At 64.9% G+C, this 25,942-nt stretch carries 26 protein-coding genes; 13 read left to right on the top strand and 13 right to left on the bottom strand.

Annotated features, from left to right (window positions below):
- The first annotated feature begins 66 nt into the window (after positions 1–66).
- A complete protein-coding gene (locus tag AABD04_RS18195) occupies positions 67–972 on the top strand; it encodes an acyl-ACP desaturase (protein WP_341442002.1) in 906 nt (301 codons plus the stop codon).
- A 145-nt stretch (positions 973–1,117) separates the two neighbouring features.
- A complete protein-coding gene (locus AABD04_RS18190) occupies positions 1,118–1,978 on the top strand; it encodes a universal stress protein (protein ID WP_243593729.1) in 861 nt (286 codons plus the stop codon).
- On the opposite strand, the gene AABD04_RS18185 is transcribed toward AABD04_RS18190, so the two are convergent.
- The 3 genes from AABD04_RS18185 to AABD04_RS18175 are packed head-to-tail and all read right to left on the bottom strand — an operon-like array spanning position 1,971 to position 3,658.
- A complete protein-coding gene (locus tag AABD04_RS18185; protein ID WP_068050089.1) occupies positions 1,971–2,297 on the bottom strand; it encodes a cupin domain-containing protein in 327 nt (108 codons plus the stop codon). The genes AABD04_RS18190 and AABD04_RS18185 overlap by 8 nt on opposite strands.
- 54 nt (positions 2,298–2,351) lie before the next feature.
- Positions 2,352–2,861 carry a dihydrofolate reductase gene (locus AABD04_RS18180; RefSeq protein WP_341442001.1) on the bottom strand — a complete coding sequence of 170 codons (510 nt, stop codon included), beginning with the start codon at positions 2,859–2,861 and terminating at the stop codon, positions 2,352–2,354.
- Complete coding sequence (locus AABD04_RS18175; protein ID WP_341443094.1) at positions 2,858–3,658, bottom strand: thymidylate synthase; 801 nt, start codon at positions 3,656–3,658, stop codon at positions 2,858–2,860. Before AABD04_RS18175 ends, AABD04_RS18180 begins: the two co-directional genes overlap by 4 nt.
- Positions 3,659–3,687: 29 nt before the next feature.
- On the opposite strand from AABD04_RS18175, the gene AABD04_RS18170 reads away from it, so the two are divergent.
- Positions 3,688–4,554, top strand: a complete 867-nt coding sequence (locus AABD04_RS18170; protein ID WP_341442000.1) for a DNA-formamidopyrimidine glycosylase family protein — start codon at positions 3,688–3,690, stop codon at positions 4,552–4,554.
- On the opposite strand, the gene AABD04_RS18165 is transcribed toward AABD04_RS18170, so the two are convergent.
- A complete protein-coding gene (locus AABD04_RS18165) occupies positions 4,547–6,091 on the bottom strand; it encodes a carboxylesterase/lipase family protein (protein ID WP_341441999.1) in 1,545 nt (514 codons plus the stop codon). The genes AABD04_RS18170 and AABD04_RS18165 overlap by 8 nt on opposite strands.
- Before the next feature lie 74 nt (positions 6,092–6,165).
- Here AABD04_RS18165 and AABD04_RS18160 point away from each other — a divergent pair, with 74 nt between their 5' ends.
- The 5 genes from AABD04_RS18160 (at position 6,166) to AABD04_RS18140 (ending at position 11,421) form a co-directional block, all read left to right on the top strand.
- Complete coding sequence (locus AABD04_RS18160) at positions 6,166–6,726, top strand: MOSC domain-containing protein (protein WP_243593724.1); 561 nt, start codon at positions 6,166–6,168, stop codon at positions 6,724–6,726.
- A gap of 152 nt (positions 6,727–6,878) precedes the next feature.
- Positions 6,879–8,270, top strand: a complete 1,392-nt coding sequence (locus AABD04_RS18155) for a GntP family permease (protein WP_341443093.1) — start codon at positions 6,879–6,881, stop codon at positions 8,268–8,270.
- A gap of 32 nt (positions 8,271–8,302) precedes the next feature.
- Positions 8,303–9,511, top strand: coding sequence for a CaiB/BaiF CoA transferase family protein (locus AABD04_RS18150; RefSeq protein WP_341441998.1), 1,209 nt, complete (start codon positions 8,303–8,305; stop codon positions 9,509–9,511).
- Positions 9,512–10,435 carry a beta/alpha barrel domain-containing protein gene (locus AABD04_RS18145; RefSeq protein ID WP_243593722.1) on the top strand — a complete coding sequence of 308 codons (924 nt, stop codon included), beginning with the start codon at positions 9,512–9,514 and terminating at the stop codon, positions 10,433–10,435.
- On the top strand, positions 10,432–11,421 hold the full coding sequence (locus AABD04_RS18140) for a 2-hydroxyacid dehydrogenase (protein WP_341441997.1): 990 nt from the start codon (positions 10,432–10,434) through the stop codon (positions 11,419–11,421). The genes AABD04_RS18145 and AABD04_RS18140 overlap by 4 nt, the downstream gene beginning before the upstream one ends.
- Here the strand turns inward: AABD04_RS18140 and AABD04_RS18135 are convergent.
- Entirely contained in the window at positions 11,409–12,185 is a 777-nt protein-coding gene (locus AABD04_RS18135) for an IclR family transcriptional regulator (protein WP_341441996.1), read from the bottom strand. The two genes, AABD04_RS18140 and AABD04_RS18135, sit on opposite strands and share 13 nt — an antisense overlap.
- A gap of 9 nt (positions 12,186–12,194) precedes the next feature.
- Positions 12,195–12,788, bottom strand: coding sequence for a TMEM175 family protein (locus AABD04_RS18130; RefSeq protein WP_341441995.1), 594 nt, complete (start codon positions 12,786–12,788; stop codon positions 12,195–12,197).
- 271 nt (positions 12,789–13,059) lie between these two features.
- On the opposite strand from AABD04_RS18130, the gene AABD04_RS18125 reads away from it, so the two are divergent.
- Complete coding sequence (locus AABD04_RS18125; RefSeq protein WP_341441994.1) at positions 13,060–14,256, top strand: APC family permease; 1,197 nt, start codon at positions 13,060–13,062, stop codon at positions 14,254–14,256.
- Here AABD04_RS18125 and AABD04_RS18120 read toward each other — a convergent pair.
- Positions 14,250–15,692 carry a dihydrolipoyl dehydrogenase family protein gene (locus tag AABD04_RS18120; protein ID WP_341441993.1) on the bottom strand — a complete coding sequence of 481 codons (1,443 nt, stop codon included), beginning with the start codon at positions 15,690–15,692 and terminating at the stop codon, positions 14,250–14,252. The two genes, AABD04_RS18125 and AABD04_RS18120, sit on opposite strands and share 7 nt — an antisense overlap.
- Before the next feature lie 29 nt (positions 15,693–15,721).
- Here AABD04_RS18120 and AABD04_RS18115 point away from each other — a divergent pair, with 29 nt between their 5' ends.
- The gene (locus AABD04_RS18115; RefSeq protein ID WP_341441992.1) at positions 15,722–16,480 is read left to right on the top strand and encodes an SDR family oxidoreductase; all 759 of its coding nucleotides are present in this window, start codon (positions 15,722–15,724) and stop codon (positions 16,478–16,480) included.
- Positions 16,481–16,516: 36 nt separating this feature from the next.
- Here AABD04_RS18115 and AABD04_RS18110 read toward each other — a convergent pair whose 3' ends face one another.
- The 3 genes from AABD04_RS18110 to AABD04_RS18100 are packed head-to-tail and all read right to left on the bottom strand — an operon-like array spanning position 16,517 to position 18,787.
- Positions 16,517–16,762, bottom strand: coding sequence for a DUF2630 family protein (locus tag AABD04_RS18110; RefSeq protein ID WP_341441991.1), 246 nt, complete (start codon positions 16,760–16,762; stop codon positions 16,517–16,519).
- A gap of 16 nt (positions 16,763–16,778) precedes the next feature.
- Positions 16,779–18,026 (bottom strand): hypothetical protein, encoded by a 1,248-nt coding sequence (locus AABD04_RS18105; RefSeq protein ID WP_341441990.1) that lies wholly within the window; start codon positions 18,024–18,026, stop codon positions 16,779–16,781.
- Positions 18,023–18,787, bottom strand: a complete 765-nt coding sequence (locus AABD04_RS18100) for a crotonase/enoyl-CoA hydratase family protein (RefSeq protein ID WP_243593715.1) — start codon at positions 18,785–18,787, stop codon at positions 18,023–18,025. The genes AABD04_RS18105 and AABD04_RS18100 overlap by 4 nt, the downstream gene beginning before the upstream one ends.
- A gap of 60 nt (positions 18,788–18,847) precedes the next feature.
- On the opposite strand from AABD04_RS18100, the gene AABD04_RS18095 reads away from it, so the two are divergent.
- Positions 18,848–19,450, top strand: a complete 603-nt coding sequence (locus AABD04_RS18095; RefSeq protein WP_341441989.1) for a TetR/AcrR family transcriptional regulator — start codon at positions 18,848–18,850, stop codon at positions 19,448–19,450.
- Positions 19,437–21,053, top strand: a complete 1,617-nt coding sequence (locus AABD04_RS18090) for an acyl-CoA dehydrogenase family protein (protein WP_341441988.1) — start codon at positions 19,437–19,439, stop codon at positions 21,051–21,053. The genes AABD04_RS18095 and AABD04_RS18090 overlap by 14 nt, the downstream gene beginning before the upstream one ends.
- A gap of 24 nt (positions 21,054–21,077) precedes the next feature.
- On the opposite strand, the gene AABD04_RS18085 is transcribed toward AABD04_RS18090, so the two are convergent.
- On the bottom strand, positions 21,078–21,971 hold the full coding sequence (locus AABD04_RS18085) for a hypothetical protein (RefSeq protein ID WP_341441987.1): 894 nt from the start codon (positions 21,969–21,971) through the stop codon (positions 21,078–21,080).
- Between the two features lie 253 nt (positions 21,972–22,224).
- Positions 22,225–23,874 (bottom strand): glucose-6-phosphate isomerase, encoded by a 1,650-nt coding sequence (gene pgi, locus AABD04_RS18080; protein ID WP_341441986.1) that lies wholly within the window; start codon positions 23,872–23,874, stop codon positions 22,225–22,227.
- A gap of 81 nt (positions 23,875–23,955) precedes the next feature.
- Here pgi and AABD04_RS18075 point away from each other — a divergent pair, with 81 nt between their 5' ends.
- A complete protein-coding gene (locus AABD04_RS18075; RefSeq protein WP_341441985.1) occupies positions 23,956–25,407 on the top strand; it encodes an NAD-dependent succinate-semialdehyde dehydrogenase in 1,452 nt (483 codons plus the stop codon).
- A 46-nt stretch (positions 25,408–25,453) separates the two neighbouring features.
- Here AABD04_RS18075 and AABD04_RS18070 read toward each other — a convergent pair whose 3' ends face one another.
- A complete protein-coding gene (locus AABD04_RS18070; RefSeq protein WP_243593958.1) occupies positions 25,454–25,744 on the bottom strand; it encodes a chorismate mutase in 291 nt (96 codons plus the stop codon).
- Positions 25,745–25,942 lie beyond the last annotated feature (198 nt).

Raw genomic sequence — 25,942 nt, 5'->3', positions numbered from 1 at the left:
GACCAGGGGGCTGCGCATCTACGTTGATCTCGGTCGGAGTGGTAGGCAGACGGCGAAGGGGCGGGTATGCGCAGTGATATCGGGCAGTTCGCGGTTCTGCGGCAACTGTTGCCGACCATCGAGGAGAATCTCGCTCGCCATCGCGCCGCAGCCGTGCACTGGGAACCGGCCGACTTCGTCCGGGCCGAGATGTACTGGGGCTCGCGTACCTCGACGCTGACCGAAGCCGCCAAAGCGGCGTTGGTGACCAATCTGCTCGTGGAGCAGAACATTCCGCTGTACCGCCGGGACGCCACGGCCGCCGAGGTCGGTGCGTGGCCGTCGTGGCTGACCGAGTGGAGCGCGGGACGGACCCGACACGCGGCGGCCGTCACCGACTACCTGGTTGCCACCCGCAGCGTCGATCCGATCGCTCTCGGCCGCGCTCGGACGCAGTGCATGACCGTGGGTTTCGACGCCCCTATCAACGGAGCGCACCTTCTTCGTTCGCTCGTCCAGGTGGCTCTGGACGAGTCGGTCTCGAGCGTCTGTCATCGCAACACCGTGGCTCAGTGCCACGATCCGGTGGCCGATCGCCTGCTCGGACGTATCGTCGCCGATCAGGAACTGCATGTTCGCTTCTTCTCGGACCTGGTCTCGGCGGCGCTCGAGGTGGCACCGTCGCTGACGGTCACCGCGATCACCGAGGTCGTCATGAACTTCCAGCTGCCGGGTAGCAATCTGCCGGGATTCGCGCGCAGCGCGATGCTCATCTCGCGGGACGGTATCTACGATCTTCGCCGCCATCTCGACGACGTGCTGCGGCCCATGTTGGCCCAGTGGCGCATCTTCGAGCGCGCCGATCTCGGTGCCGGCGGTCGCAGCCGCGATCTGCTGGCCGCTCACCTGGACCATCTCGACGCGCAGGACGCCGCTACCGAGATCGGCCGCACGCGAAATCAGCAGTACGCAAACGCATTGCGCGCCAGCTGACACCACACCCCCGGGGAGTCGTGGACCGGTGCCTCTTCGATTCGAATCGAAGGGGCGCCTCGGCGGAGTCCATCGACTAGCCTGAACTCCTATTCGTCATACGCCCGAGGCTCGAGTTCTCGCGCACCGACCGGAGGCCCGAAACGTGACAGGCTCTCGACCGATCATCGTCGGCATCGACGGATCCGCCGCAGCGGACAAGGCGGTGATCTGGGCGGCGCTCTGCGCGCACCGACGTGATCGCCGATTGCACATCGTCACGGCCGTCGATATGCCGGGAGTCGTCGATCTGAGCGAATTCGCTGGAGAGGCAACCGAATTCGTTGCCACGGCCAAATCCAGACTGGTCGCGGCAGAAACTCTGGCAGCATCGGTCGTCGACGATCCCGCCTTCGAAGTGACCTCGAGCGCCGTCGAGGGCGGCGTCATGGACGTACTCATCGGTGTGTCGGCGCAGGCCGAGATCCTGGTGATCGGGGCGAGCGAAACCGGGGCTGTCACACTCTCGTTGGCCGCGCACAGCGTCTCACCGGTCGCGGTGGTGCGGGGCCGAGACATCGACGGCCGTCCCGTCGCCGAGGGTCCGGTGGTCGTCGGCATGGACGGCTCGGACGTCAACCAGGCGGCGGTGGAATGGGCGTTCGTCGAAGCATCGGCGCGAGGCGCAGTGTTGATTGCGGTGCACGTGTGGTCCGACGTCGACCTGACCCGGTCGTTCGGCCGCGCTCCCACGGACTGGCAGGCCATCGCGGACGGTGAGGAGGCCTTGCTGGCCGAGAGCCTTGCCGGCTGGCAGGAGAGGTTCCCCGACGTCGAGATTCAGCGGGTCGTCGCGCAGGACCGGCCGGTACGGGTTCTCAGTGGGCTGTCCGAGACGGCAGCGTTGATCGTCGTGGGGAACAGAGGGCGCGGCGGCTTCGGGGGAATGCTGCTGGGGTCCACGAGTTTCGCGCTCGTCAACACTGCGGACTGCCCGGTACTGGTCGTACGACAGGCGCTCACATAGCGACGGTCAGCAGAAAGCTCACGTCTTCGAGTGCCTCGACACTGTGGCGGGCGTCGGGGATGACGAGAAGGTCGCCGGTCGAGCCCTTCCAGGATCGCTCGCCGCTGATCAGCTCGAGTTTGCCGCTGAGCACCAATACCGTCGACTCGCCGGAGAGGTCGTGTTCGGCCAGCTTGTTGCCGGCGGCGAGCGCCACGACCGTCTGCCGCAGGTGGCGCTGGTGACCGCCGTACACAGTCTGCGAACTGCGGCCACTCGACGCGCCGACGGCAAGCTTGAGCTGTTGGCGGGCAAGGGCAGTGAGTGACTTCTTGTCCATGATCGTCAGTATGACGCACCGTTCGCAGTCGCGACGGGGGAATCCTGAACGCGCTCAAGAAGGTTGGGTAGGCTTTCCGTACTCGATGAAGCGGAACCGGGTGCCGTCGACCCGGCTGCTGCGCCACTCGCCTGCCGTCGCGGTCCAGCCGTGCGGAATTTCGGGAGCCCTCGTATCGCCGTCGACGTCGAGATCGACCTCGGTGACTTCCAGGTGGGTCGCGATATCCATTGCGCTGCGATAGATTTCGCCGCCTCCGATGATCCAGACCGGGCTCTCGCCGACCAGGGCCACTGCGTCGGCGACACTCGGTGCGCTGTCGGCACCGTCGGCGGTCCACGAGGGGTTGCGGGTGACCACGATGTTGCGACGGCCCGGCAGCGGACGAAACTTCGCGGGCAGCGAGTCCCAGGTCTTTCGGCCCATGATCACCGGATGCTCGGTCGTCTTCGATTTGAAGTGCGCCATGTCTTCGGGGACGTGCCAGGGGATCGATCCCGCGTCCCCGATGACGCCCGCGGTGCTCTGAGCCCAGATCAGACCCACGAAGTGCGGGGCACTCACACCGCTACCGGGGCCTTGATCGCCGGGTGGTGCTGGTAGTCGACGATCTCGATGTCCTCGTAGACGTAGTCGAAGATCGAATCCCGTTGCGCCAGTTTCAGAGTGGGGTAGGGGTAGGCCTCGCGTGAGAGTTGCTCGGTGACCTGCTCACGGTGGTTGTCGTAGATGTGGCAATCGCCGCCGGTCCAGACGAACTCGCCGACCTCGAGGCCGGTCTGCGCCGCCACCATGTGCGTGAGCAGTGCGTAACTGGCGATGTTGAACGGCACACCGAGGAACATGTCTGCGCTGCGCTGGTAGAGCTGGCACGAGAGCTTGCCCTCGGCCACGTAGAACTGAAAGAACGCGTGGCAGGGCGGCAGTGCCATCCGGGGAATCTCGCCGACGTTCCAGGCCGAGACGATCATTCGACGCGAATCCGGATCGGATTTCAGCGTCTCGATGACCTGCGAAATCTGATCGATGTGCTCGCCCGACGGGGTCGGCCACGACCGCCACTGCACGCCGTACACGGGTCCGAGTTCGCCGTCCGGAGCTGCCCACTCGTCCCAGATGCTGACGCCGTGCTCCTGCAGCCACGTGGCGTTGGAGTCCCCGCGCAGAAACCACAGCAACTCGTAGACGATCGACTTGAGGTGGACCTTCTTGGTGGTGATCAACGGGAAGCCTGCTGCCAGGTCGAAGCGCATCTGATGGCCGAACACGCTGGTGGTGCCGGTTCCGGTGCGATCGGATTTGGCCGCCCCGGTATCGAGGATGTGGCGCAGCAGATCTTCGTACGGAGTCGGAACCATCACGACGGTCATCGTAGCTGCATACTGGACGCATGCCGGAATTACCCGAGGTGGAAGCCCTTGCCGGCTTTCTGCGCGAGCATGCCGTCGGTGCCGTGATCGGCCGAATCGACATCGCTGCTCTCAGCGTTCTCAAGACGTTCGATCCGCCGATCACCGAGCTGCAGGGCACGGACGTCACCGACGCCGCGCGCTTCGGAAAGCACCTGGCGCTCCGAGCCGGGGACCTGTGGCTGATCACGCATCTCTCGCGCGGAGGATGGTTGCGATGGGTGGACAATCCCAGCGCCGCACCGCCGAAGCCGGGCAAAGGGCCTCTGGCGCTGCGAATCCACTTCTTCACTCCCGAAGGAGCGACGCCCGCCATCGATCTGACCGAGGCCGGGACCAAGAAGCGGTTGGCGGTGTGGGTGGTCCGCGACCCGCAGCAGGTCGCGAGCATCGCGCGGCTCGGACCCGACGCGCTGACGGTCACCGAGCTCGAATTCGCCGACGTCCTCGGAAGCACCACCGCACGGTTGAAGACCTCGTTGGTGGACCAGTCGCTGCTGGCAGGCATCGGCAATGCCTACTCGGACGAGATATTGCACGTCGCGAAGCTCTCCCCGTTCGCCTCGTCGAGCAAGCTCGATCCCGAATCCGTCGGGGTGCTCTACGAGGCGATGCGTTCCGTCCTGTCCGACGCGGTGGCCCGCTCGGCCGGGCAGGATGCGGCGCGTCTGAAGGGGGAGAAGAGATCGGGAATGCGCGTGCACGCCAGAACCGGGCTGCCGTGCCCGGTGTGCGGCGACCCGGTCCGCGAAGTCGCCTACGTGGATCGCTCTTTTCAGTACTGCGCGACCTGCCAGACGGCCGGCAAGATTCTCGCCGACCGTCGTATGTCGCGACTGCTCAAGTGACGGGTTCGAGCTTCTGGCTGTCGTAGCCTCGGTAGCCCTCCCAGGCCTTGCGCCTGTCGCTGCGCGGATCCTTCTGTACTCGGGTGCGAGTATCGAAGATCATCGTCTTACGGCCTGATTCGTCGTACGCCGGCCACGAGTCCAACGGCTTTCCGTTGCTGGCGAACGCGATCCACTGCGATTGCACCTGCTCGGTGACCTCGGCGAAAGCCTTCCGTCCGCCGGCCAGCGTGAGCGCCTTGCCGAACATCGTCGCGTTGATGCCGAACACGGCGAACAACTCGAAGCCGTGGGTGGCGTCGAGGCCGAGCACCTTGAGCGATCGTGGAGCGAAGTCGAAGCGATAGAAGTACGTGGGTGCATGACGCGAATGTCCCTCGGCCACTTCGAGAGACGGCTTCCAGAAGGTGAAGTCGCCACCGAAGTCGATGGCTGCCCGCTCGCTGGGGTAGCCCCGGTAGCCCGAAGTGACCACCGCTTCGGCGTCGGGATCGGTGAGAGAGAACAGCTTGGTGATGCGCTCGGGGTTGGTGGGCAGCGCGTCGAGGAACTTCGGAAACAGCGTTCCCTCACGGGCATTGGTGCCGATGATCAGTGGGACGCGGTGCGCGGTTCCGTTCGCGTAGGCCTCGACCGGGCTGACCGGGAGGAAGTCACCGTCGATCACCGGGCCGAACGGGAGCAGGCCGGGAGTGCGATGCAATGTGGTGAGCCCCAGCTTGGTGCCGGCCCGCCCGAGCCGCAGCACCTCGGCGTTCTCCAGGGTCTCGGCAGCGTTCTCGCTGGTGCCGCCGAGGTACCCGACGTACTCGCGCGCCCACTGATCGGCACGCTCCTTGGTGGCCGTCATGCCCGGTGCGGAGCTTTCGGAAATGGCCTGGGCGAACAGGCCTTTCGCGGAGGGAACTGTCATCAGAGTAGTGACGGCATTGCCGCCGGCGGATTCACCGAAGATGGTGACGTTGTTCGGATCACCGCCGAAGTTCGCGATGTTGCGCTGTACCCATTCCAGGGCCGCAACCTGATCTCGCAAGCCCAGGTTGGAGTCGAACGGCCGCTCGGGAGTGGAGAACTGGGACATGTCGAGGTAGCCCAGTGCACCGAGTCGGTAGTTGACAGATACGTAGATGATGCCGTCGCCGTCCTGCAGCGAGCGGCGCACCAGGGAACCGCCGCCGTACAGGGGAGTGGCCGACGTGCCGAGGGTGTAGGCACCACCGTGAATGAACACCATGACCGGACGCGGACTCGCGCTCGGTGTGCTCGGGGCCAGTACGTTGAGCGTCAGGCAGTCCTCGCTCGACGGTTGGTACTTGCCGATCGCGAGCATCGTGCCTCGCTTGTGCTGAACGGAGGCGTTACCCCACTCGGTCGCGTCGCGTACGCCCTGCCACGGCTCCGTGGGCTGGGGCGCTCTGAACCTCAATGGACCCACGGGTGGGGCGGCGTAGGGAATGCCCCGCCAGGTGGTGAGATTCCCGACCGGCTTTCCCTCGATCATGCCGTCCGCAGTGGTCACACGTGTTTTCACAGCCATTTCGCGATACTACCGGGCCGTTCTTACCCGGTGGTAAGAACCGGCAGAGTTCGATTCCGGGCAGACTCGAGCGCATGCCTTTCGAGTATCGAGCCGAGATAGTGGAGCTGCTGCGAGCGCCCTCGCACGCGTACTTCGGGAGATCCAAGGACGGCCCGGCCGATGTGCCGACCGAACTGCCGGACAGTGTCGAGATCGTCGCCCACAAGGGCATTCGCGGCGATCGATTCTTCGGGGTGAAGGCGCACACCGAGGCGGCGGTGAGCTTTCTGTCCGTCGAGGCCTGGGACGCCGTGGGCGAGGTACTCGGTGTCGACGTTCCCGATCCGTCCGTGGCCAGGCGGAACGTGGTGGTCCGCGGGCTCGAACTCGACCCGTTGCGCGGTCTGGAATTCGAGCTCGATTCCGGTGACGGCTGGATTCGTTTTCGGGGCGGCCGACCGGCCCATCCCTGCGCGTGGATGGACCGCATGGTGGTCGACGGTGCACGTAAGGCGTTGATCGGCCGCGGCGGGCTTCGCGTCGAACCGTTGTCCGACGGCATTCTGCGGGTCGGGGAGCTACTGGTCCGCTCGCCCGTGGAACTCGATCCGTCTCGCGCAGCGCTGTCCGTGAGGCGTGCGCAGCCGATCTGACCGTGTCCTCGGTCCTCCCTCACGGCTCGATGCTGCCCAAGCTCTTGCTCACGAAGTAAATCTGTGCCCATAATGTGGGTATCAGTGTGGTGGATCACACCGAGCCGTGTGCCAAGGCAGCGGTCACTCTCACCGAGCGGGAAGAATTGCCGATGTCCGACATCTGGATCGTGATCAACACCGTCGTCGCCGTTCTGGCGGTGGTGGTCTTCATCGTTCGCTTTCATTTCAACCCGGTCGTCTCGCTCGTCCTCGGAGCGGCGTATCTGGGCCTGGCGACGAAGCTGGGAGTCTCGACCACCGTCGACACCATCACCGGTGGCTTCGGCGAGATCATGGCCGAGGTGGGCCTGCTCATCGCCTTCGGTGTGCTGATGGGCTCGGTGCTGCAGGAGATGAACGCCATTCAACGCCTGGTCGGCACGTTGCTCAGAACCTTCGGACCCAAACGGCTGCCGTACGCGCTCTCGCTGACCATCGCGACGCTGCTGCAGTCCATCTTTCTCGACGTGCTGTTGGTGATCTCCGCTCCGCTGGCTCGCAACCTCGCGCCCAAGATCGGCAAGTACGGCACGGCGAGGATGGCCACGGCGCTGGCCATCGCCCTGGAATGCGGAATCGTGTTCATGGTCCCCGGTGTCGCGACGCTCGCTCTGGCCGGACTGCTCGGGGTGCCGCTGGGCAAGATGATGATCTATGGACTGATTCTGATCGTTCCGGTCGTGGTGCTGTCGGTGGCCATCATGTCGTTCGTGTTCCGACACGGATGGTGGAACGAGGAGAAGGACGAGCAGCAGATCACAGTAGTCCCAGAGCCTGTGGTCCCGGATCCTGCCGATTCCGACGACGAGCCGGTCGAAACCGGAGGTGGCATTGCCCAGAAGGTCCGCACGGAGAAGCAGACGTCACTGCTGGTGTTGCTCTCGCCGCTGCTGCTCGCGCTCGTCCTCATTGCGATCGGAGCCGTTCTCGAAGTCGCCGAAATATCGGTTCCTGTAGTCGAATTCATTGCCAGCCCGGTCATCGCGCTGCTCATCGGATTGGTGGGGACGTGCCTCATCGGTCGCTATCACGTCGGTCAGGGCCGGGTGGAGAAGGCACTGGCTCGTGGCTTCGCCGAGAGCGGTCAGATCCTCATCCTCACCGGTGTCGGTGGTTCGCTCGCGGCCGTCATCAACGAAGCGGGACTCGGCGACATCCTCGGCCAGTACTTCACGGCCAGCACCGCGGCTCCGCTGTTGATGGTGTGGGTCATCGCTGCCGCGCTGCACATCGCCGTCGGATCGGTGACGATCTCGGCCATCACCTCCGCCGGCATTCTGGCCCCGGTCGCACCGCTGATCGGTCTCGACCCGGTGTTCATCGCTCTCGCGGCCGGTGCCGGATCACTGTTCGCCGTGCACGTCACCAGCAACACCTTCTGGCTGTTGCAGTCCTTGATGGGACAGTCGACGCGAGGCACACTCAAGACGTGCTCGGTCGGTGTGTCGGTCGCGTCGGTCATTGCGATCGCGCTGATCGTGCCCATGAGCTGGATCCTGTGAGCGCCTCTCCTGTGAATACCGAAAGGAACACGATGGCCCTGCCGCTCAGCGGAGTTCGAGTTCTCGAACTCGGCAACTACATCGCCGCACCCACTGCAGCCCGCATGCTCGCGGACTTCGGTGCCGAGGTCATCAAGGTCGAACGACCGGGAACCGGAGACGAACTGCGCAACTGGCGGTTGTACTCGGGCACCACGTCGATGCTCTATCGCACGATCAACCGCAACAAGAAGTCGATCGTGCTGGACCTGCGCACCGAACAGGGACGCAAGGACGTCGTCGACCTCGCAGCGACATGCGACATCGTGCTCGAGAACTTCCGGCCCGGCACGCTGGAGAAATGGGGTATCTCGCCGGAGGTGCTCTCTGCCGCCAATCCCGAGCTGATCATCACCCGCATCTCGGCCTTCGGCCAGACCGGCCCCATGTCGCAGCGACCCGGATTCGCCGCTGTCGCAGAGGCATACGGCGGCTTCCGCAATCTCGTGGGCGATCCGGATCGGCCACCTGTTCGGGTCGGAGTCTCGATCGGGGACTCCATCGCCGGGCTGTATGCAGCGTTCGGATGTGTCATGGCGTTGTTCCAGCGACAGACCCAACGGGCGGCCCAGGCGCCGGACTTGTCGCTGGCGCAGCGATCCATCGATGTGGCGCTCAACGAATCCATACTGTCGATGATGGAATCGCTCATCCCGGACTACCTCGCCTACGGAGTCGAGCGAGAACGGACCGGCGGGCGGATGGAAGGCATCGCCCCGTCGAACGCGTACCCGTGCAACGACGGTCATTCGATCATCATCGCCGGCAACGGCGACGCCATCTTTCAGCGCTACATGGAGACCATCGACCGACCCGATCTCGGGGCCGATCCCGATCTGGCATCCAACGCCGGCCGATGGCGTCGACGCGACGAACTGGACGCCGCTATCTCGGCGTGGACCGGATTGCATTCGCGCGAGCAGGCTTTGAAGATTCTCGATGCGGCCGGGGTGCCGTCGGGCCCGATCTACACCGCTGCAGACATCGTCGCCGACGAACAGTACGCCGCCCGCAACATGATTCAGCACTTCCAGGTCGACACCGGCGGTGACGAGCCCACCGACGTCGGATTCGTCGGTGTCGTCCCGGTGATCGGCGACGCGTCCCTGCCGATTCGCTCGGTCGGACCGGATCTGGGCGAACACACCAGGGAAGTTCTCTCGACCCTGCTCGGCCGTACCGACGAAGAGATGGGCCAGTAGATGTTTCGATTCGCTCCCGCCGCCGAGCTTCGCGACGTCACCATGCGTGACGGTCTGCAGCTCACCGGCAAGATGCTCTCCACCGAACGCAAACTCGAGATCATCAGGGCTCTCCTCGAACTCGGCGTCCCAGCGCTCGAGATCGGGTCGATGGCGCGAGGTGACAAGGTGCCGCCCATGGCCAACACCCTGGAGGTGATCGGCGAGCTCACCGCCGACGAACTCGAGAGCTGCTGGGTCTGGGTGGCAACACCACGTCACGTCGAGAAGGCAGCAGCCGCGGGTGCCCGTCACTTCCAGTACTGCTTCTCCGCCTCGGATTCGCACAACCAGGCCAACATCGGCCGGACCACCGAGGTCTCCCTTGCCGCCATGCCCGACGCCGTCGACATCGCCAGGTCGGTGGGCGGCGAGATCGAGCTGTGCATCGCGACGTCGTTCACCTGTCCCTTCGAGGGACAGGTGCCACCGGACCGGGTCATCGAGATCGCCAACGACGAACGGGCAACCGGTGCAACGGATATCGTCATCTGCGACACCCTGGGACAGGCCGTGCCGGTACAGGTGTCGTCCCTGATCGAGCGCGTGCGGGGCGAAACCCCCGACCGTCGAGTGGTGTTCCACGGTCACGACACCTGGGGTCTCGGCGTCGCGAATACGCTCGCCGCCATCTCGGCCGGTGCCACGATGGTCGACGGTTCGCTCGGCGGACTCGGCGGTTGCCCCTTCGCCCCGGGTGCCAGCGGCAACACCTCCTCCGAGGACATCCTCTTCGCGACGAGGCCGGACTGGTTCGAGCCGACTACGTTGGAGCGCATGGTGTCCGTGTCGGAAAGTCTGTTGGCCGAGCTGGAGGAGCCCATGCGATCGAAGACGGTCCAGGGCGTGCGATCGAATGCGCGCGCCTTCGAGTGGGTCGCATGAGCCGCATCCTCGTCACCACCGAGATCCCCGCTCCCGGTATGGAGATTCTCCGAGCCGCCGGGGAGGTGGACCTGAGAGCGCTCGATCACGAGCAACTCGTCGACGCCTGCGCCTCGGGTGAATACTCGGTCGTCGTATCCCAGTTGCGTGACCGGTTCGATGCCGATCTGTTGGCGTCGGCGTCGATCGTCGGAATCTCCAACTACGCCGTCGGATTCGACAACATCGACGTCGCCGCCGCGACGCAGCACGGGATCACGGTCGCCAATACTCCCGGGGTCCTGACGAATTCGACCGCCGACATCGCGATGCTGTTGGTCCTGTCCACCGCTCGACGCGCCGTCGAGGCCGATGCGTTCGTCCGCTCCGGCTCGTTCACCGGCTGGGAGCCCGAATTGCTTCTCGGCAGCGATGTCTCGGGCCGGGTGCTGGGTCTGGCCGGGTTCGGACGCATCGCGCGCGCCACTGCTCGGCGGGCGCTCGGTTTCGGTATGACGATCAAGTTCTGTCCCCGCCCACCCGGTGATCGCGACGTCTCCGACGACGAGCTCGGCGAGTTCGCCGGTTGCGTCGAGCATGCGTCGTGGGACGAGATCGTCGCCACCAGTGACTTTCTCTCGCTTCATGTTCCGCTGTCGGACGCCACCCATCATCTGGTCGACGCATCCGCGCTGGAGGCGATGAAACCGTCGGCGATCCTGATCAACACCGCACGCGGGCCGGTGGTCGACGAGGCCGCTCTGGTGACCGCGCTGCGCGAGGGAACCATCGCCGCAGCAGGATTGGACGTCTACGAGCGCGAACCGGCGCTCGAACCGGGACTCGCAGAACTGTCGAACACCGTGTTGCTCCCGCACGTGGGGAGCGCGACGGTATCGGTACGCTCGGAGATGGCCAGACTGTGCGCAACCAATGCGGCCGCGATGGTCGGTGGCTCACCGCCTCCACATCCGGTGAATCCAGAGGCCTGGGCTCACGACGGGTAGCGGCCGCCCAGTGTTCTCGTGATCTGCTCGGCATGGGAGATCAGCAGATCGACCCATTCCTCGCACTGCGACTGCGGCATCCGCAGCGTCGGACCGCTGATGGTGACGGCACCGACGATGTCCGCGGCCGAATCGAACACCGGTGCGGACAGTCCCGAGGCGCCGGTCTCGCGTTCACCGGTGGTGATCGCGTAGCCGTCGGACTTGGTCTGCGCCAACAGGGCCCGCAGCGTCTCCGCCTCGGTCACCGTCTGCTCGGTCATCGATTCGAGTTCGCGCGAGAGCACCCGCTCGGCCAGTTCGGCGTCCCAGGCCAGCAGGACGCGGCTGGCCGACCCTGCACTGAGCGGAATGACCTTGCCGACATACATGTCTCGGCGTAACGCGTGGCGTGTCTCGGCGATCGCAACACACACCCGGTAGTTCTGCTCGGCTCGGAAGAAGCATGCCGTCTCGGTCGTCAGATCGCGCATGTCCTTGAGGACCGGGTTGACCACCGACAGCACGTCGAGGTCTTTGGTCGCCGTCGCGGCCCAGTAGGCCATGCGCACGCCGATTCGGATACGGTCGCCGCTTCGATCCAGAAAGCCCTGCTGCACCAGGTTGGTGACGAGGCGCTGGACGGTCGAGGTGGGCAGGCCGGTGCTGTGCTGGATCTCGCCGAGAGTCATCGACGGACGATCGAAGGAGAAGGCGTCGAGAATCTCGGTGATCTTGCCCAGCACGAGAAGCGGCTGCTGCTTCGACGTGCTCTCGCTGCTCACCCGACCAATCTACTCGGCCCGGCGGCTCACCAGATGGTTGATCGGCTTGGTCAGCAGCAGGATCATCAGTGACCACAGGCCGAGCGAGGTGAAAGCGACACCGAACGCGATCAGGATCAATACCGAACTGATCGCACCGTTGCGGACGCGCTCGAGGTCTCTCGAATCCTCGGCCAAGATGGACGGGTGCCGGGAGACGATGATGTCCGCGACGAACATGGAGATGACCGATACCGCGATGGTGGCAACGTACAGCGTCGACGAACTCGAGTCGTAACCGTTCTTCTCGGCGATCAACTTCGTCGGGAACGGCAGGAAGACGATCGAGAGCAGCCAGACGAAATTGACCCACATCAGGGCGGGTGTGTAACCGATCAGATCTCGGAAGACGCGATGGTGGCTGAGCCACTGGGTGAAAATTACTAGAAAGCTCAGTACGAAAGCGTAGAACTCGACTCCGTGTTCGCGAAAGACGTCCACGAAACTGTCGCTCTGCCCCGGATCCGCCAGTTCGACGAGTGGTAGCACCAGCAGCGTCGCGGCAATGGCGACCACGGCGTCACTGAAGTTGACCAGTCTGTCGAAACCACGTTGATATTCCATGTCAGACCTTCACGTATTCCATGTCAGCATTGTGCTCTCTCTACGAGTAGCGTCCGAACGATGTCCGATCGACGTACTCTCACCACCGGTCGAGTGGTGTTTCTCGTGGTCGCCGCTGCGGCCCCCATGGCAGCCATGATCGGCAACGTACCGTTGGCTCTGATACGGGGCAACGGTGCCGGCCTTCCCGCTGCCTATGCGATCAGTGCTGTTGTACTGCTGTGCTTCTCGGTGGGATTCGCGGCAATCAGCCAGCAGGTGTACAGCACCGGTGCCGTTCTACACCTATATCGGTCTCGCGCTGGGAAAGCCGCCCGGCGTTGCTGCCGCATATGTCGCAGTTGTCGCATATACCTCGCTGGCGTGTGGGCTTTCGGGCGCATTCGGATATTTCACGCATCTGGTATTCGCCGATTCGGGAATCGACATTCCGTGGTACGTCTTCACCGCAGCCGCCGTCGTCATTGTCGCATTCCTCGGCTTCCGAAATGCCGACCTCTCGGCCAAGGTGTTGGGAACGCTGATGGTGCTCGAGTTCGCTTTCCTGACGGTGTTCAACGTCCTGGTGGTGAGTGACAAGGGAACCGCGGCGGTGCCGCTGGAGTCGTTCACGCCGACGCAAGTGTTCTCCGGATCGCTGGGGATAGCGATGATGTTCGCCTTCTCGAGCTTCATCGGCTTCGAGTCTGCGGCACTGTACGGCGAGGAAACCAAGGATCCCCGGCGCAGCATCCCGCGCGCGACGTTCATCGCGGTCACGCTGATAGCGGTGTTCTACGTGTTGACGAGTTGGATCATCGTGGGGGCCGCGGGCGGTGTCGATGCACCGATGTTGGCCGAGAGCGAATTGGGCAATCTTCTGTTCACGCTGGCGCAGCAGTACGGCGGAACCGTGCTGTACGACGGTACCGCGGTGCTGCTGTGCACCAGTGTGCTCGCGTCGTATCTCGCCGTGCACAACGCGGCCAGTCGATATCTGTTCGCCCTCGGACGAGAGCGAGTACTTCCGATGCGGCTGGGCCGAATTCACCCGCGCCACTCCAGCCCGCACATCGGCAGCGTCACCGCCTCGGTGGTGGCTGCAGTGTCGCTGACCGCGTTCGCGGTGACCGGTGCCGACCCGTACCTGATCTATGCGGCCGGTGCCATCGGGCTGGGAACGTTGGGAGTCATTGCTCTGCAAGCCGCTGCGGCGCTGTCGGTGGTGGTGTACTTCATCGGCCATCCCGATCGCTCACTGTGGCGCACCGGAATTGCCCCCGGAATCGGTTTCGCCGGGTTCATGACCGGATTGGTGCTTGCCGGAACGCATTACAGCATCCTGACCGGTTCCGATTCAGCGATCGTCAACGCGATCCCCGTGGTCCTGATTCTCGCCGCGATCCTCGGGGTCCTGGTGGCACTACGCATCAGACGAGCCGACCCGAAGACGTACGAGGGCATCGCCGCGGCCTACATGCGTCAGTGATCGGCTGTTCGACGGGCCTCGAGTAGCCTCAGCCAGATCTCGCTGACCGTCGGATACGACGGCACCGCATGCCACAGGTCGTCGAGCGAGACCTTGCCTACCAGAGCCACAGTGGCCGCATGTACCAACTCGGCGACGCCCGGACCGACGAAGGTGGCGCCCACTATCGTGTCGGTGTCGCGGTCGATCACCAGTTGCGCGCGGCCGGAGTAATTGTCCTGCTGGAGAGACGAACCCGCGACGGCGATGTCCTGTGCCACGATCTCGACGTCGATGCCCTCTTTTCGGGCCTTGGCCTCGGTGAGCCCGACGGAGGCCACCTCGAGCGGAGTGAACACCACTTGAGGAACCTGGCCGTGATCCGCGGTAGCACGGAAACGCTTGCTGTCCAGCGACTTTCCTTCGGCCCTGGCGGCAATGACGTCGCCGGCCACCCGGCCCTGGTACTTGCCCATGTGGGTCAGGGGCGCGCGTCCGTTGACGTCGCCCACCGCATAGAGCCACTCGAGGCCCGAAACATTCAGGTGATCGTCGACGTCGATGTAGTGCCCCTCCTCGAGACCGAGGGTCGACAACCCGAGGTCCGCACTCGCCGGGGTGCGGCCTGCGGCGACCAGGATCTCATCGGCGACGATCTCGGTGCCGTCGACGACGAGACCGACCGGGCCACCGTGGATTCGGCCGATGCCGGTGTCGGCCGGGTTCTCGCGGGACACGGATTCGAGGGAGGCGTCGAGCATGATCGTGGCACCCCGCTCCTTCAGCGCGCTCGCGACGAGTTCGCCTGCGAACGGCTCGGAACCGGCCAGTAGCGACGATCCGCGCACGATCATCGTCACCTTCGCCCCGAGCGAGAGCAGCCAGGTCGCCGCCTCCGTCGCGACGACGCCACCGCCGATGACGGCGATGTGCCCCGGGGTCTCGTGAATGTTGGTGGCGTCGCGAGAGATCCACGGCCGTGCGTCGCGCAGGCCCGGTGTGTTCGGGACGGATGCCGTGGTTCCGGTGGCGAGAACGACCGCGTGCCGGGCGGTCAGCGTGCGGCCGTCGACCTCGACGGTCTTCTCTCCGGTGAGGCGTCCGTGGCCACGAACGACCGAGATGCCTGCGGACTCGGCCCACGACACCTGTGACGAGTCGTCGAGACCGTGGGTGAAGGATTCACGCCTGGCCAGTACGGCGTCTGCGTCGAGGGGTTGATCGCCGACCAGTTCTTTGACTCCCGGCATGTTCCGGGCGGTGTCGAGCACCTCGCTGGGCCGCAGCAGCGCCTTGCTGGGCATGCACGCCCAGTACGAACATTCACCGCCGACGAGTTCGTGTTCGACGATGGCGGCGGTACGGTCACTGCCCTGTATCGCGTACTGGGCGGCATTCTCACCGACGGGGCCACCGCCGATGACGATGACATCGAATTCCGAGCTCTCTGGGGCCATTGCTCCACAGTGACATAGGCTCGCCGCTTATGGCGACCACTCGCAACAAGATTCTGATCACCGGAGCGAGCTCGGGGCTCGGTGAGGAAATGGCCAGACGGTTCGCAGGCATGGGTCGCGATCTGGCGCTGTGTGCTCGACGGGTGGACCGACTCGACGAACTCCGCGCCGAGTTGATGCACCACAATCCGAACATCACCGTGGCGGTCCGAGCACTCGACGTCACCGATCACGATGCCGTCGGTGAGGTGTTCGGGGAACTGCGAGACGAATTGGGCGGCCTCGATCGAGTGATCGTCAATGCGGGCCTCGGCAAGGGCGCAAAGATCGGTACCGGGCGAGCCGACGCCAACCTGCAGACCGCACGCACCAACTTCGTCGGAGCGCTGTCGCAGGCCGAGGCCGCACTGTCGATCTTCCGGGAGCAGAAGCGCGGACACCTGGTGTTCGTCTCGTCCATCAGCGCCGATCGAGGTCTGCCCGGTGCCAAGGCGGCCTACTCTGCCAGTAAGGCGGCGGTGGCCTCGCTGGGAGAATCGCTGGCCACCGAGTTGTCTCGAACCGACATCGTCATCACGACGCTGTTGCCCGGTTTCATCGCCACCGACATGTCGGCGGGCGCAGGCGACAGTGCAGCTCTCACAGCCACTCTGGACCAGGGAGTGTCGGCGATGGTCGACGCGATCGAGAGCGAGACCCGCCGCGCCGCGCTCCCTGGCCTCAAGTGGCGGGGGATCGACGCGGCGTTGCGGTTCCTGCCGAACGTGCTGACGGATCGGATGGTGTAGTTACTGCAGGAGTGGAGCCTGCAGGAACGACCAGTTTTATTGCAGATACCCCTCGACCTGGTTGACGCTGTTGGCGGTTGCGGTGTCGGGGTCTTTACCCGCATCGATGCGCGCGCGACGCTGGCGGAGCAGGTCCCAGCACTGATCGAGAGCATGCTCGAGAGATGCCAGTTGGGCCTTCTCGGTGTCCGGGTCGATGTCGCCGGACTGGGCCTCGGTGCGGAGCTTGTGCTCGGTGGCGATGAGCTGCTGGATCTTGGTGTGGATATCGTGCTCGTTCATGGCGACAACGGTAGACCTACCAGGGTTTGGCGGCCAGGTTCCGCGTTGCCAGAGCTCGTTGCACAGCCGCGGTGAGCTCGACCGTCGATCCGGCCAGCGCGTCGTCGGTGCACACGAGTGAGAGCGTGTAGTTGCCGTCCAGCCGAGAGAGGTAGGTCGACATCCTGATCGTCGACAGCGCGCCCGACGGGTTCGGATGGATCGCGCGCGTCGCGAGCCCGCAGGACCGGTGGGAGCCGAGCGTGGTGACGCCGTCCGGAATGTCACCGATGTTGGAGCACAACACTTCTCCGCGGCCCGGGGTCGAGGTGAGTTTCGCGGCGACGCGGTGGGGGAGCAGTTGGACGATCTCCGCGGGATAGCCTGCGGGCGCTCCGACAGGCGTGCCGAAGGCCGCCTTGCACGCTGCCCGGACGGCCGCGGGCGAGTCGTCGCCGCGGACGGCGACGGTGGCCATGCCGATGGCATTGGCGTCGCCGGATCCGGTGCGGAAAGGAATGTCGACGGTCACTGCGGGTGATCCGAGTTCGCTCATCGTGGCTGCGACAACGGAGACGAACAGCGAATTGGCCGATCCGCCGACGCGTCGGGCAGCCGAATCCCACTCCACAGCATCGATGTCCACGATCACCGACTGCATTCTGCGCGCGTGGTGCGGGGCAATTCCTCCACTGTCGGCGGTGGTGAACGCGCGCAGTTCGGCGCGGGCCTTCTTGCTGACCCACAGCCTCGCCGTCGCTGCGATGGAGCGCAGGAGGACGGTCAGGATCATCGAGATCGCGTCCCTCACATCCGAGCCGGGGTGCAGCACCGGTGTGGGTGCGGATTCGGAGAATGCCTGGGCGGCAGCGTCGATGAGCTCGCGAGCATCGGCGAGTGCGTGCGAACACACCAGCGAGACCACGGTGCCGCCGTGTGCAATGGGCGCGGCCGTCAATCGCCAGCCGGGCCCGTACTGCGGGTCGAGCCGAACGTCTGCCTGCGCATCGGCCCAGCCGATGATGTCGTCGACCTCATCGGTGCCGTAGTCGACCGGAAGCGACTCGGACGAGATGTCCCAGCGCAATCGTGCCCCGGGTATGCGGGGCGTGCCGACCCGACGGCCGAGGTGCCCGACGGCGAGTCGGTCGTGCACCCCCTCGAGTTCTTCGGTGCTCACCGTTTCGGTGGTGCGCCAGATGCCTTGGAGCGCAATGGGAATTCCGTAGCCGCGGTGGGTCCGGAGAAATATCTCGTCGATCACCGACAGGCGCGTGGATTTCACGGGCTCGCGGTGCCGTGTCGTCCCGCACCCGATGCGAATCTGCTCGCGCCGCTCAGCGCGTCGGCGTTGATCGAGATCGCCCCGTGCCGAAACTCGTTCTTCAGGGCGGACTCCTCGTCGAGGCCGTCCTGTTCGAGGAGGGACAGTCGGTCCTCACGCATACACGTCTGCGGGAGCAACGCGAGTTCGGCGGCCAGGGCCTCCGCTTCCGACCGAGCCCGGCCCACCGGAACCACTCGGGTGACGAGTCCGATGTTCAGCGCTTCCTCGGCATCGACGGCACGACCGGTGAGGATCATGTCCATCGCTCGGCCGGTGCCGACGATGCGTGGCAATCGCACCGTGCCGCCGTCGATCAGTGGAACTCCCCAGCGCCGGCAGAAGACACCGAACGTCGCGTCGTCCTCGGCGATCCGTAGGTCGCACCACAGGGCGAGTTCGAGACCGCCCGCGACGGCGTACCCCGACACAGCTGCGATGACCGGCTTGGACAATCGCATTCGCGTCGGGCCCATCGGACCGTCACCGTGTTCGGTCGCGTGGTTCGAGCGCGGTGTGCCCAGGGCCTTGAGGTCTGCTCCCGAGCAGAATGTGCCGCCCTCGCCCCACAGCACTGCGACCGAGGCGGATTCGTCGGCGTCGAACTCCTCGAACGCCTGGATCAACTCCTGGGCAGTGGGGCCGTCGACGGCATTGCGTGCCTCCGGGCGCGACAGGACGATGGTGGTGACGGGGCCTGATCGTTCGATCCGTACCGGCATGGTTACGAACCTACTCGAGTCCCCTTGCGTGAAGCGCTGAATCAGTGCTTCAATCCTTCAATGCCCTACCGGCGAACACCCGCAGTGCAGGCCAGGCTCGATGCCGGCCGCACGAAACTCCTCGCTGCCGCCGTCGAGGTTCTGTCCACGAAGGGATACGCGGGCTTGTCGGTGGCCTCGGTCGCCGCGGCTGCCGGTGTGTCGGCAGGCAGCGTCTACACGCACTTCGACGGCAAATCCGACCTCGTCGTCGAGATCTTCCGTCAGGTCTGCACCCGCGAAGTGGCTGCGGTGGTCGCCGTCGCTGCACACGGCAGCACGTCCGAGCGGGTCACCGCAGTGGTCCAGACCTTCGCCGGACGTGCCCTGAAGAACCGCACGATGGCCTACGCACTGCTCGCCGAACCGGTCGATCCAGCAGTGGACGCGGAGCGGTTGGTGTTCCGCCGCAAATTCACCGCCGCCTTCGCCGACGCGATCATGGCAGGAATCGCGGCCGGAGAAATTCCCGATCAGGACGCGGCGATCTCGGCCGCAGGCCTTGTCGGTGCCGTCGGCGAAGTGCTGGTCGGTCCGTTGTCCTCGCACGAGTCGGTGGACGTGGTTCCCGGGCTCGTTGCTTATTCGTTGCGTGCGTTAGGAGTTCGAATTGAGCACACATGAGGTATTCAATCAGGCAGTCGATCTGACGCCCTACGACGTGTCCGACGACGCATCGCTGCTGGAGGGCCTCGACCGGGCCGGGGGCGGTTGGGCGGTCGACGAGGTGCGGCTCCTGGGTGCTCGCGCAGGCGGAGTCGAGGCCCAGGAGTGGGGCAGGCTCGTCAACGAGAACCCACCGGTGCTGAAAACTCACAATCGATACGGCCATCGCATCGACGAGGTCGAATTCCATCCGCACTGGCACGATCTGATGACCGTCGCGGTCCAGCACGGACTGCACGCCAGCCCGTGGACCGACGATCGAGTGGGTGTACACGTGGCCCGCGCCGCGAAGTTCTACGTGTGGGGACAAGCCGAGGCCGGCCATATGTGCCCCATTTCGATGACCTACGCCGTCGTTCCGGCGTTGCGGCACAACCCTTCTCTGGCCGCACAGTACGAGCCTCTGTTGGCGTCCCGGGAGTACGACTTCGGACTGCGCGTGCCTTCGAGCAAACGCGGCCTGATTGCCGGTATGTCGATGACGGAGAAGCAAGGCGGTTCGGACGTTCGGGCGAACACCACCACGGCCACGCCGTCGTCGGACGGAACGTACTCGATCGTCGGCCACAAATGGTTCACGTCGGCACCGATGTCGGACATGTTCCTGACGTTGGCCCAGGCACCCGGCGGACTGTCGTGTTTCCTGTTGCCGCGGGTGCTGCCCGACGGTACCCGCAACCGAATGATGCTGCAGCGCTTGAAGGACAAGCTCGGCAACAAGTCGAATGCATCCGGTGAGCTCGAGTACCACGGGGCCACCGGCTGGCTCGTCGGCGAAGAAGGTCGCGGCGTGCGCACCATCATCGAGATGGTCAACATGACCCGGCTGGACTGCGTCATCGGGTCCGCGGCCGGAATTCGCAACGCCACCGTGCGCGCAGTCCATCATGCGCGACACCGAGCCGCGTTCGGAGCTGCGCTCGTCGATCAGCCGCTGATGCGAAACGTGTTGGCAGACTTGACCATCGAATCCGAGGCAGCGACCGCCGCCATGACTCGCCTGGCGCAGGCCACCGACGGCTCGGCCCGCGGCGATGAACAGGAGAGTGCGCTGCGCCGAATCGCGTTGGCCGTCACCAAGTACTGGGTGTGCAAACGAGCACCGGCCCACGCCGCCGAAGCACTCGAATGTCTCGGTGGCAACGGCTATGTCGAGGAATCGGGTATGCCTCGGTTGTTCCGCGAATCGCCGCTGATGTCGATCTGGGAAGGCTCCGGCAACGTCGCCGCACTCGACTCCCTCCGCGCACTGGCCCGTCAACCCGACAGCGTCGAGGCGTTCTTCGGTGAGATCGGCAAGGCGTCGGGTGTGGATTCTCGCCTCGACGACGCCATCGCCCGCGTCGGCAAGGAACTCTCCGACACTTCCGACATGGAATACCGGGCTCGAAGAGTCGTCGAGCTCATGGCGCTGACCTTCCAGGGCGCACAGTTGGTGATGCATGGGAATTCCGCTGTCGCCGATGCCTTCTGCGCCAGTCGACTCGACCGAGACTGGGGCATTGCCTTCGGCACCCTGCCGACGGGAGTGGATACCGGGGCGGTGTTGGCGCGGGTGTGATGGTCGGTGGGTCGGCTCGGGGATTCACGCCCCTCGTGGTAGTCGACTCCCCCTGAACGGTGCGTCGATTACCGGTAGCGGCGCGGATTTGGGTAGCGGCAGCTCGGTGAACCAACCACTCGGTGGGCCGTGCAATAACGCGCGACGGTGTGCGGCCTGTAGCCGTTCGATCAGCACGCTGGGGTTCGCGAGGTCTGCCCAGCCGTAGCGGAACACTGTTCGTCCCTGCTCCAGCAAGCGGTTGTGCCGCTCCTTCTCGGCCAGCACAACGCGGCGAGGGTCGGCCCCGTACTTGTGCATTCCGTCGAACTCGCCGATCACCTCGCCAAGGTCAGGAAACACGTGGTCCACCCGAGCGAGGAAGTCCCCGTTGTGGTCGTATACGGACTGATTGCACAGCACGGGCGTGACGGATCCGAAGATCAAGCGCGCACGTGTTTCTCCGACGCTGTCACTTCGGTCCGACATCAGCTCGATCGCCCGTCGTGCGCGCCCGATTCCGGAGCGGTGCTTGGCTGATTCGACCGACTGCGCAAGCTCCGCGTGCGTCACGTGACCATGTCTGAGGGCATAATCGCCTGTGCAGACGGCTTGCTCGAGCGGAACGGATCGCGCAACATCGACGATCGTCCGTGCGGGGTTGGTGACCGGAAGCGTGGCCAGGGGGCTGTGGAGCCACTCGTCGTCTGTCAAGGAAGTCCCGTGTAGTTCGCGTCTTCGTGTGCGTTTGCTCGTGTGCCCAGCCCCGATGGTCAGATGCACCTTGTCGAGTGGAACGTTCCAGAGGTCGAAGCCGTGGATGACTGCCGCCGAGACATGGCTGAGGACCGCGCCGTCGACACAATCGAGATATGTGGCTTGGGCGAGAATCGCGTGTTGCTGCGGGCCGTCGAGTGCGCGGAACACCTGAGCTCGCATGTACCACCCTGGGCGAATTGCAACGATCGACCCCTGCGCTCGCGCACGCCGGAGATCGTTGTCCGTGAAGCCCGCCCGGTGTGCGTCGGCGCGACTGAACAGCCCAGCTTGATCGAAGTCCATGCCCGATTGGACGCAGCGGGAGGCGGTGCGGATCCATGTGCAGAAGATTCACGCCCTGCGCCGCAATCCACGCCCGGCGGGTGGGGCGTAGATTACGACGAAGGGCGTGGATTCGCGCCGGAGTGGGACCCTAAACCGAACGACCCCGCTGCGCCCGGTACCAGCGCACCAGTGCATCGGTCGATGAATCCGACTGCGCAGCAGGAGCTTCGGAGTCCGTCAGCACCGGAGTCAGCTCCAGGGCCTGGGTCTTGCCGAGTTCGACGCCCCACTGATCGTAGGAGTCGACTCCCCAGATGACGCCTTCGACGAAAACCTGATGCTCGTACAGGGCGATCAGCTGGCCGACAACCGACGGCGTGAGCTTCGATGCGAGAATCGAGGTGGACGGACGATTGCCGGGCATCACCTTGTGCGGCACTACATCTGCCGGGGTGTCCTCTGCGGCGATCTCCTCGGCCGTCTTGCCGAAGGCGAGCACCTTGGTCTGGGCGAAGAAGTTGCTCATCAGCAGATCGTGCATCGAGCCGGTGCCGTCCCGGGTGGGGAGATCGTCGGTGGGCTCGGCAAATCCGATGAAGTCTGCCGGCACCAAACGTGTTCCCTGGTGCAGCAATTGGTAAAAGGCATGCTGACCGTTGGTACCCGGCTCGCCCCAGAAGATCTCGCCGGTCGGCGTGGTGACGGGGGAGCCGTCGGCCTTGACGGACTTGCCGTTCGACTCCATCGTCAGCTGCTGCAGGTAGGCCGCAAAGCGCGAGAGGTCATTCGAATACGGCAGCACTGCACGGGTTTCCGCGCCGAAGAAGGAGCTGTACCACAGGCCGATGAGGCCGAGCAGTACCGGCGCGTTCTCGGCGAGAGGCGTCAACCGGAAGTGCTCGTCGATCCGATGAAAACCGTCGAGGAACTCGCCGAACGCTTCCTTGCCCACAACGGCCATGACCGACAATCCGATGGCCGAATCGACGGAGTAGCGTCCGCCCACCCAATCCCAGAAACCGAACATGTTGGCGGTGTCGATACCGAAGTCCGCGACGCGCTCGGCGTTGGTGGACACGGCGACGAAATGCTTGGCCACGGCGTCTTCACCGAGCGCGTCGACGAGCCAGCGCCGGGCGGCGGTGGCGTTCGTCAGCGTTTCGAGAGTGGAGAACGTCTTCGACGCGATGATGAACAGCGTCGACGCGGGGTCGAGTCCGTCGAGTGCGCCGACGAGATCGGCGGGGTCGACGTTGGAGACGAACTTCGCGGAGATCCCGGCGTCGGCGTAGTGACGCAGCGCGTTGTAGACCATGACCGGTCCGAGATCGGATCCGCCGATGCCGATGTTGACGACGGTGGAGATTTTCTCGCCCGTTGCACCGACCCACTCGCCCGACCGCACCCGATCGGTGAATTCGCCCATGGCCGTGAGGACTTCGTGTACATCCGCAACCACGTTCTGGCCGTCGACGGTCAACGACGCGTCGGCCGGTAGACGCAGCGCGGTGTGCAGAACCGCGCGGTCCTCGGAGGTGTTGATGTGTTCTCCCGCGAACATGGCGTCGCGCTTGCCTTCGACATCGGCGGTGCGGGCGAGTTCGACGAGCAATTCGACGGTCTCACGAGTGATGCGGTGCTTGCTGTAGTCGATGTGCAGATCGGCAGCATCGAGAGTGAACGTGCGCGTTCGGTCGGCGTCCTCGGCGAACAACGTCCGCAGATGAGTATCGGCAATCGCGGAGTGGTGATCGGTCAGCTTCTGCCAGGCATCCGTGCCGGTGATATCGACGCTCATACCAACCAACAGTAATCCCGTGCACAGTCACGCGCGCGTCGTTCTCGTTTGTATTCAGCACTGCGGAGGCATCATGGAGGTATGGACCAACGTGCATTGATCGAATCGATTCCGGCAAAACTGTGGATCGGCGGCAAGGCCGTCGACGCCGAGGGAGGCAAGACGTTCGCGGTGAACGATCCCGCGACCGGGAAGCCGCTGACCGAGGTGGCCGACGCGTCCCCGGCCGACGCGATGAAGGCGCTCGACGCGGCCGCTGCAGCGCAGAAGAGTTGGGCGGCAACACCGCCCCGCGAGCGCAGTGAGATTCTGCGGGCGGCGTTCGAGAAGGTCACCGAACGCGCCGACGACATCGCCCTGCTGATGACCCTGGAGATGGGCAAGGCCCTGGCGGAGTCCAAGGCCGAGGTGAAGTACGGTGCCGAGTTCTTCCGGTGGTTCGCGGAGGAAGCCGTACGCATCGGTGGCCGCTACACCCCGGCACCGGCAGGCAACGGACGAATTCTCGTCACCAAGGCTCCGGTGGGTCCGGTCCTGGCCATCACCCCGTGGAACTTTCCGTTGGCGATGGGCACGAGGAAGATCGGGCCCGCTCTGGCCGCCGGCTGCACCATCGTGGTCAAGCCCGCGCGGGAGACCCCGTTGACGATGCTGCTGCTCGCGCAGATCTTCGACGAGGTCGGTCTGCCCGAGGGTGTGCTTTCGGTGCTCACCACATCGAAGTCCGGTGACGTCACCGGGCCACTCCTGGAAGATTCACGCTTGCGAAAGCTGACGTTCACCGGCTCGACCGGCGTCGGCAAGTCGCTCGTCGAGAAGTCGGCCACCCGCTTGCTGCGGACCTCGATGGAGCTCGGCGGCAACGCACCGTTCGTGGTGTTCGACGACGCGAACATCGACGACGCCGTGGAGGGCGCGATGCTGGCCAAGATGCGCAACGGCGGCGAAGCATGCACCGCCGCGAACCGGCTGCACGTGCACAACAGCGTCCGCGAAGAGTTCACCACCAAGCTCGTCGCCAAGATGTCCGAGATGAAGCTCGGACCGGGCGTGGATCCCGATACGAAGCTCGGACCACTGATCAACGCGGATCAGCTCGAGACCGTGCAGGAACTCGTCGACGACGCGGTGGCCCACGGCGCGTCCGTCGCTCTCGGCGGAGAGGCACCGGGCGGCGACGGTTACTTCTACCCGGCGACCGTACTCACCGACGTGCCGTCGTCGGCACGGATTCTGAAGGAAGAGGTGTTCGGGCCGGTCGCACCGATCGTCGGTTTCGACACCGAGCAGGAGGGGATCGACGCGGCGAACAACACCGAATACGGCTTGGCGTCGTACATCTACACCGAGAACCTGGACCGCGCGCTACGGGTGGCCGACGCCATCGACAGCGGAATGGTCGGTGTCAACCGCGGAGTGATCTCGGACGCGGCAGCGCCGTTCGGGGGAGTGAAGGAATCGGGATTCGGCCGCGAAGGCGGATCCGAAGGAATCGAGGAATATCTCGAAACGAAGTACATCGCTCTGAAGTGAGCTACACCGGTTGGGCGTGCGCACCGCGCGCCCAACCGAGGGTGAATCAGTGGCCGAGGCGACCGCGGCCGAGGCGGAGCAGGAGCATGGCCAGCGTGTGGCCTTCCTGTCCGAGGCTGCTGAAACGCTCGAGAACCTTCATCTCACGGCTGTGCACCAGACGCGGTCCGCCGGAGGCCATGCGAGTGCGTCCGATGATCTGCGAGACCTCGGACCGACGTCGCACTGCGGCGAGGATCTCGGCATCGAGGCGATCGATTTCCTGGCGCAGGTCGTTGATCTCGGCTTCGCTGGTGGGCACTGCGGTCTCGGATTCGATCTTCGTCGTCATGGCCATCGTCTCTCCTCGGGTCACATCTTGGATCGCTGCGTCGTCCGTCACCGTTACGCCTTTCGTATTCGGAGCTGCATCGCCTGTTGGTTCGGTGCCCGTCTGGAACCAGGGGCGGTGCGACTATCGACAGGCTCCTGCGCGCACGACCGAACAACGGCGAACCCGATGCAGGCGATGACGTACGGTTTTTTCGATCACCGA

The organism is Rhodococcoides navarretei (assembly GCF_038069675.1).
In the GTDB taxonomy this organism is placed as follows: domain Bacteria; phylum Actinomycetota; class Actinomycetes; order Mycobacteriales; family Mycobacteriaceae; genus Rhodococcoides; species Rhodococcoides navarretei.
This window is presented reverse-complemented; position numbering and strand designations above follow the sequence as displayed.

Excerpts from the sequence above, each read along its gene's own strand:
- AABD04_RS18145 (WP_243593722.1), top strand. The coding sequence starts at position 9,512 with ATGTTTCGATTCGCTCCCGCCGCCGAGCTTCGCGACGTCACCATGCGT.
- AABD04_RS18110 (WP_341441991.1), bottom strand. The coding sequence starts at position 16,762 with ATGAACGAGCACGATATCCACACCAAGATCCAGCAGCTCATCGCCACC.
- AABD04_RS18085 (WP_341441987.1), bottom strand. The coding sequence starts at position 21,971 with ATGCGAGCTCAGGTGTTCCGCGCACTCGACGGCCCGCAGCAACACGCG.
- AABD04_RS18095 (WP_341441989.1), top strand. The coding sequence starts at position 18,848 with ATGCCCTACCGGCGAACACCCGCAGTGCAGGCCAGGCTCGATGCCGGC.
- AABD04_RS18160 (WP_243593724.1), top strand. The coding sequence starts at position 6,166 with ATGCCTTTCGAGTATCGAGCCGAGATAGTGGAGCTGCTGCGAGCGCCC.
- AABD04_RS18130 (WP_341441995.1), bottom strand. The coding sequence starts at position 12,788 with ATGGAATATCAACGTGGTTTCGACAGACTGGTCAACTTCAGTGACGCC.
- AABD04_RS18115 (WP_341441992.1), top strand. The coding sequence starts at position 15,722 with ATGGCGACCACTCGCAACAAGATTCTGATCACCGGAGCGAGCTCGGGG.
- AABD04_RS18155 (WP_341443093.1), top strand. The coding sequence starts at position 6,879 with ATGTCCGACATCTGGATCGTGATCAACACCGTCGTCGCCGTTCTGGCG.
- AABD04_RS18150 (WP_341441998.1), top strand. The coding sequence starts at position 8,303 with ATGGCCCTGCCGCTCAGCGGAGTTCGAGTTCTCGAACTCGGCAACTAC.
- AABD04_RS18140 (WP_341441997.1), top strand. The coding sequence starts at position 10,432 with ATGAGCCGCATCCTCGTCACCACCGAGATCCCCGCTCCCGGTATGGAG.
- pgi (WP_341441986.1), bottom strand. The coding sequence starts at position 23,874 with ATGAGCGTCGATATCACCGGCACGGATGCCTGGCAGAAGCTGACCGAT.
- AABD04_RS18075 (WP_341441985.1), top strand. The coding sequence starts at position 23,956 with ATGGACCAACGTGCATTGATCGAATCGATTCCGGCAAAACTGTGGATC.
- AABD04_RS18120 (WP_341441993.1), bottom strand. The coding sequence starts at position 15,692 with ATGGCCCCAGAGAGCTCGGAATTCGATGTCATCGTCATCGGCGGTGGC.
- AABD04_RS18100 (WP_243593715.1), bottom strand. The coding sequence starts at position 18,787 with ATGCCGGTACGGATCGAACGATCAGGCCCCGTCACCACCATCGTCCTG.
- AABD04_RS18195 (WP_341442002.1), top strand. The coding sequence starts at position 67 with ATGCGCAGTGATATCGGGCAGTTCGCGGTTCTGCGGCAACTGTTGCCG.
- AABD04_RS18070 (WP_243593958.1), bottom strand. The coding sequence starts at position 25,744 with ATGGCCATGACGACGAAGATCGAATCCGAGACCGCAGTGCCCACCAGC.
- AABD04_RS18185 (WP_068050089.1), bottom strand. The coding sequence starts at position 2,297 with ATGGACAAGAAGTCACTCACTGCCCTTGCCCGCCAACAGCTCAAGCTT.
- AABD04_RS18165 (WP_341441999.1), bottom strand. The coding sequence starts at position 6,091 with ATGGCTGTGAAAACACGTGTGACCACTGCGGACGGCATGATCGAGGGA.
- AABD04_RS18170 (WP_341442000.1), top strand. The coding sequence starts at position 3,688 with ATGCCGGAATTACCCGAGGTGGAAGCCCTTGCCGGCTTTCTGCGCGAG.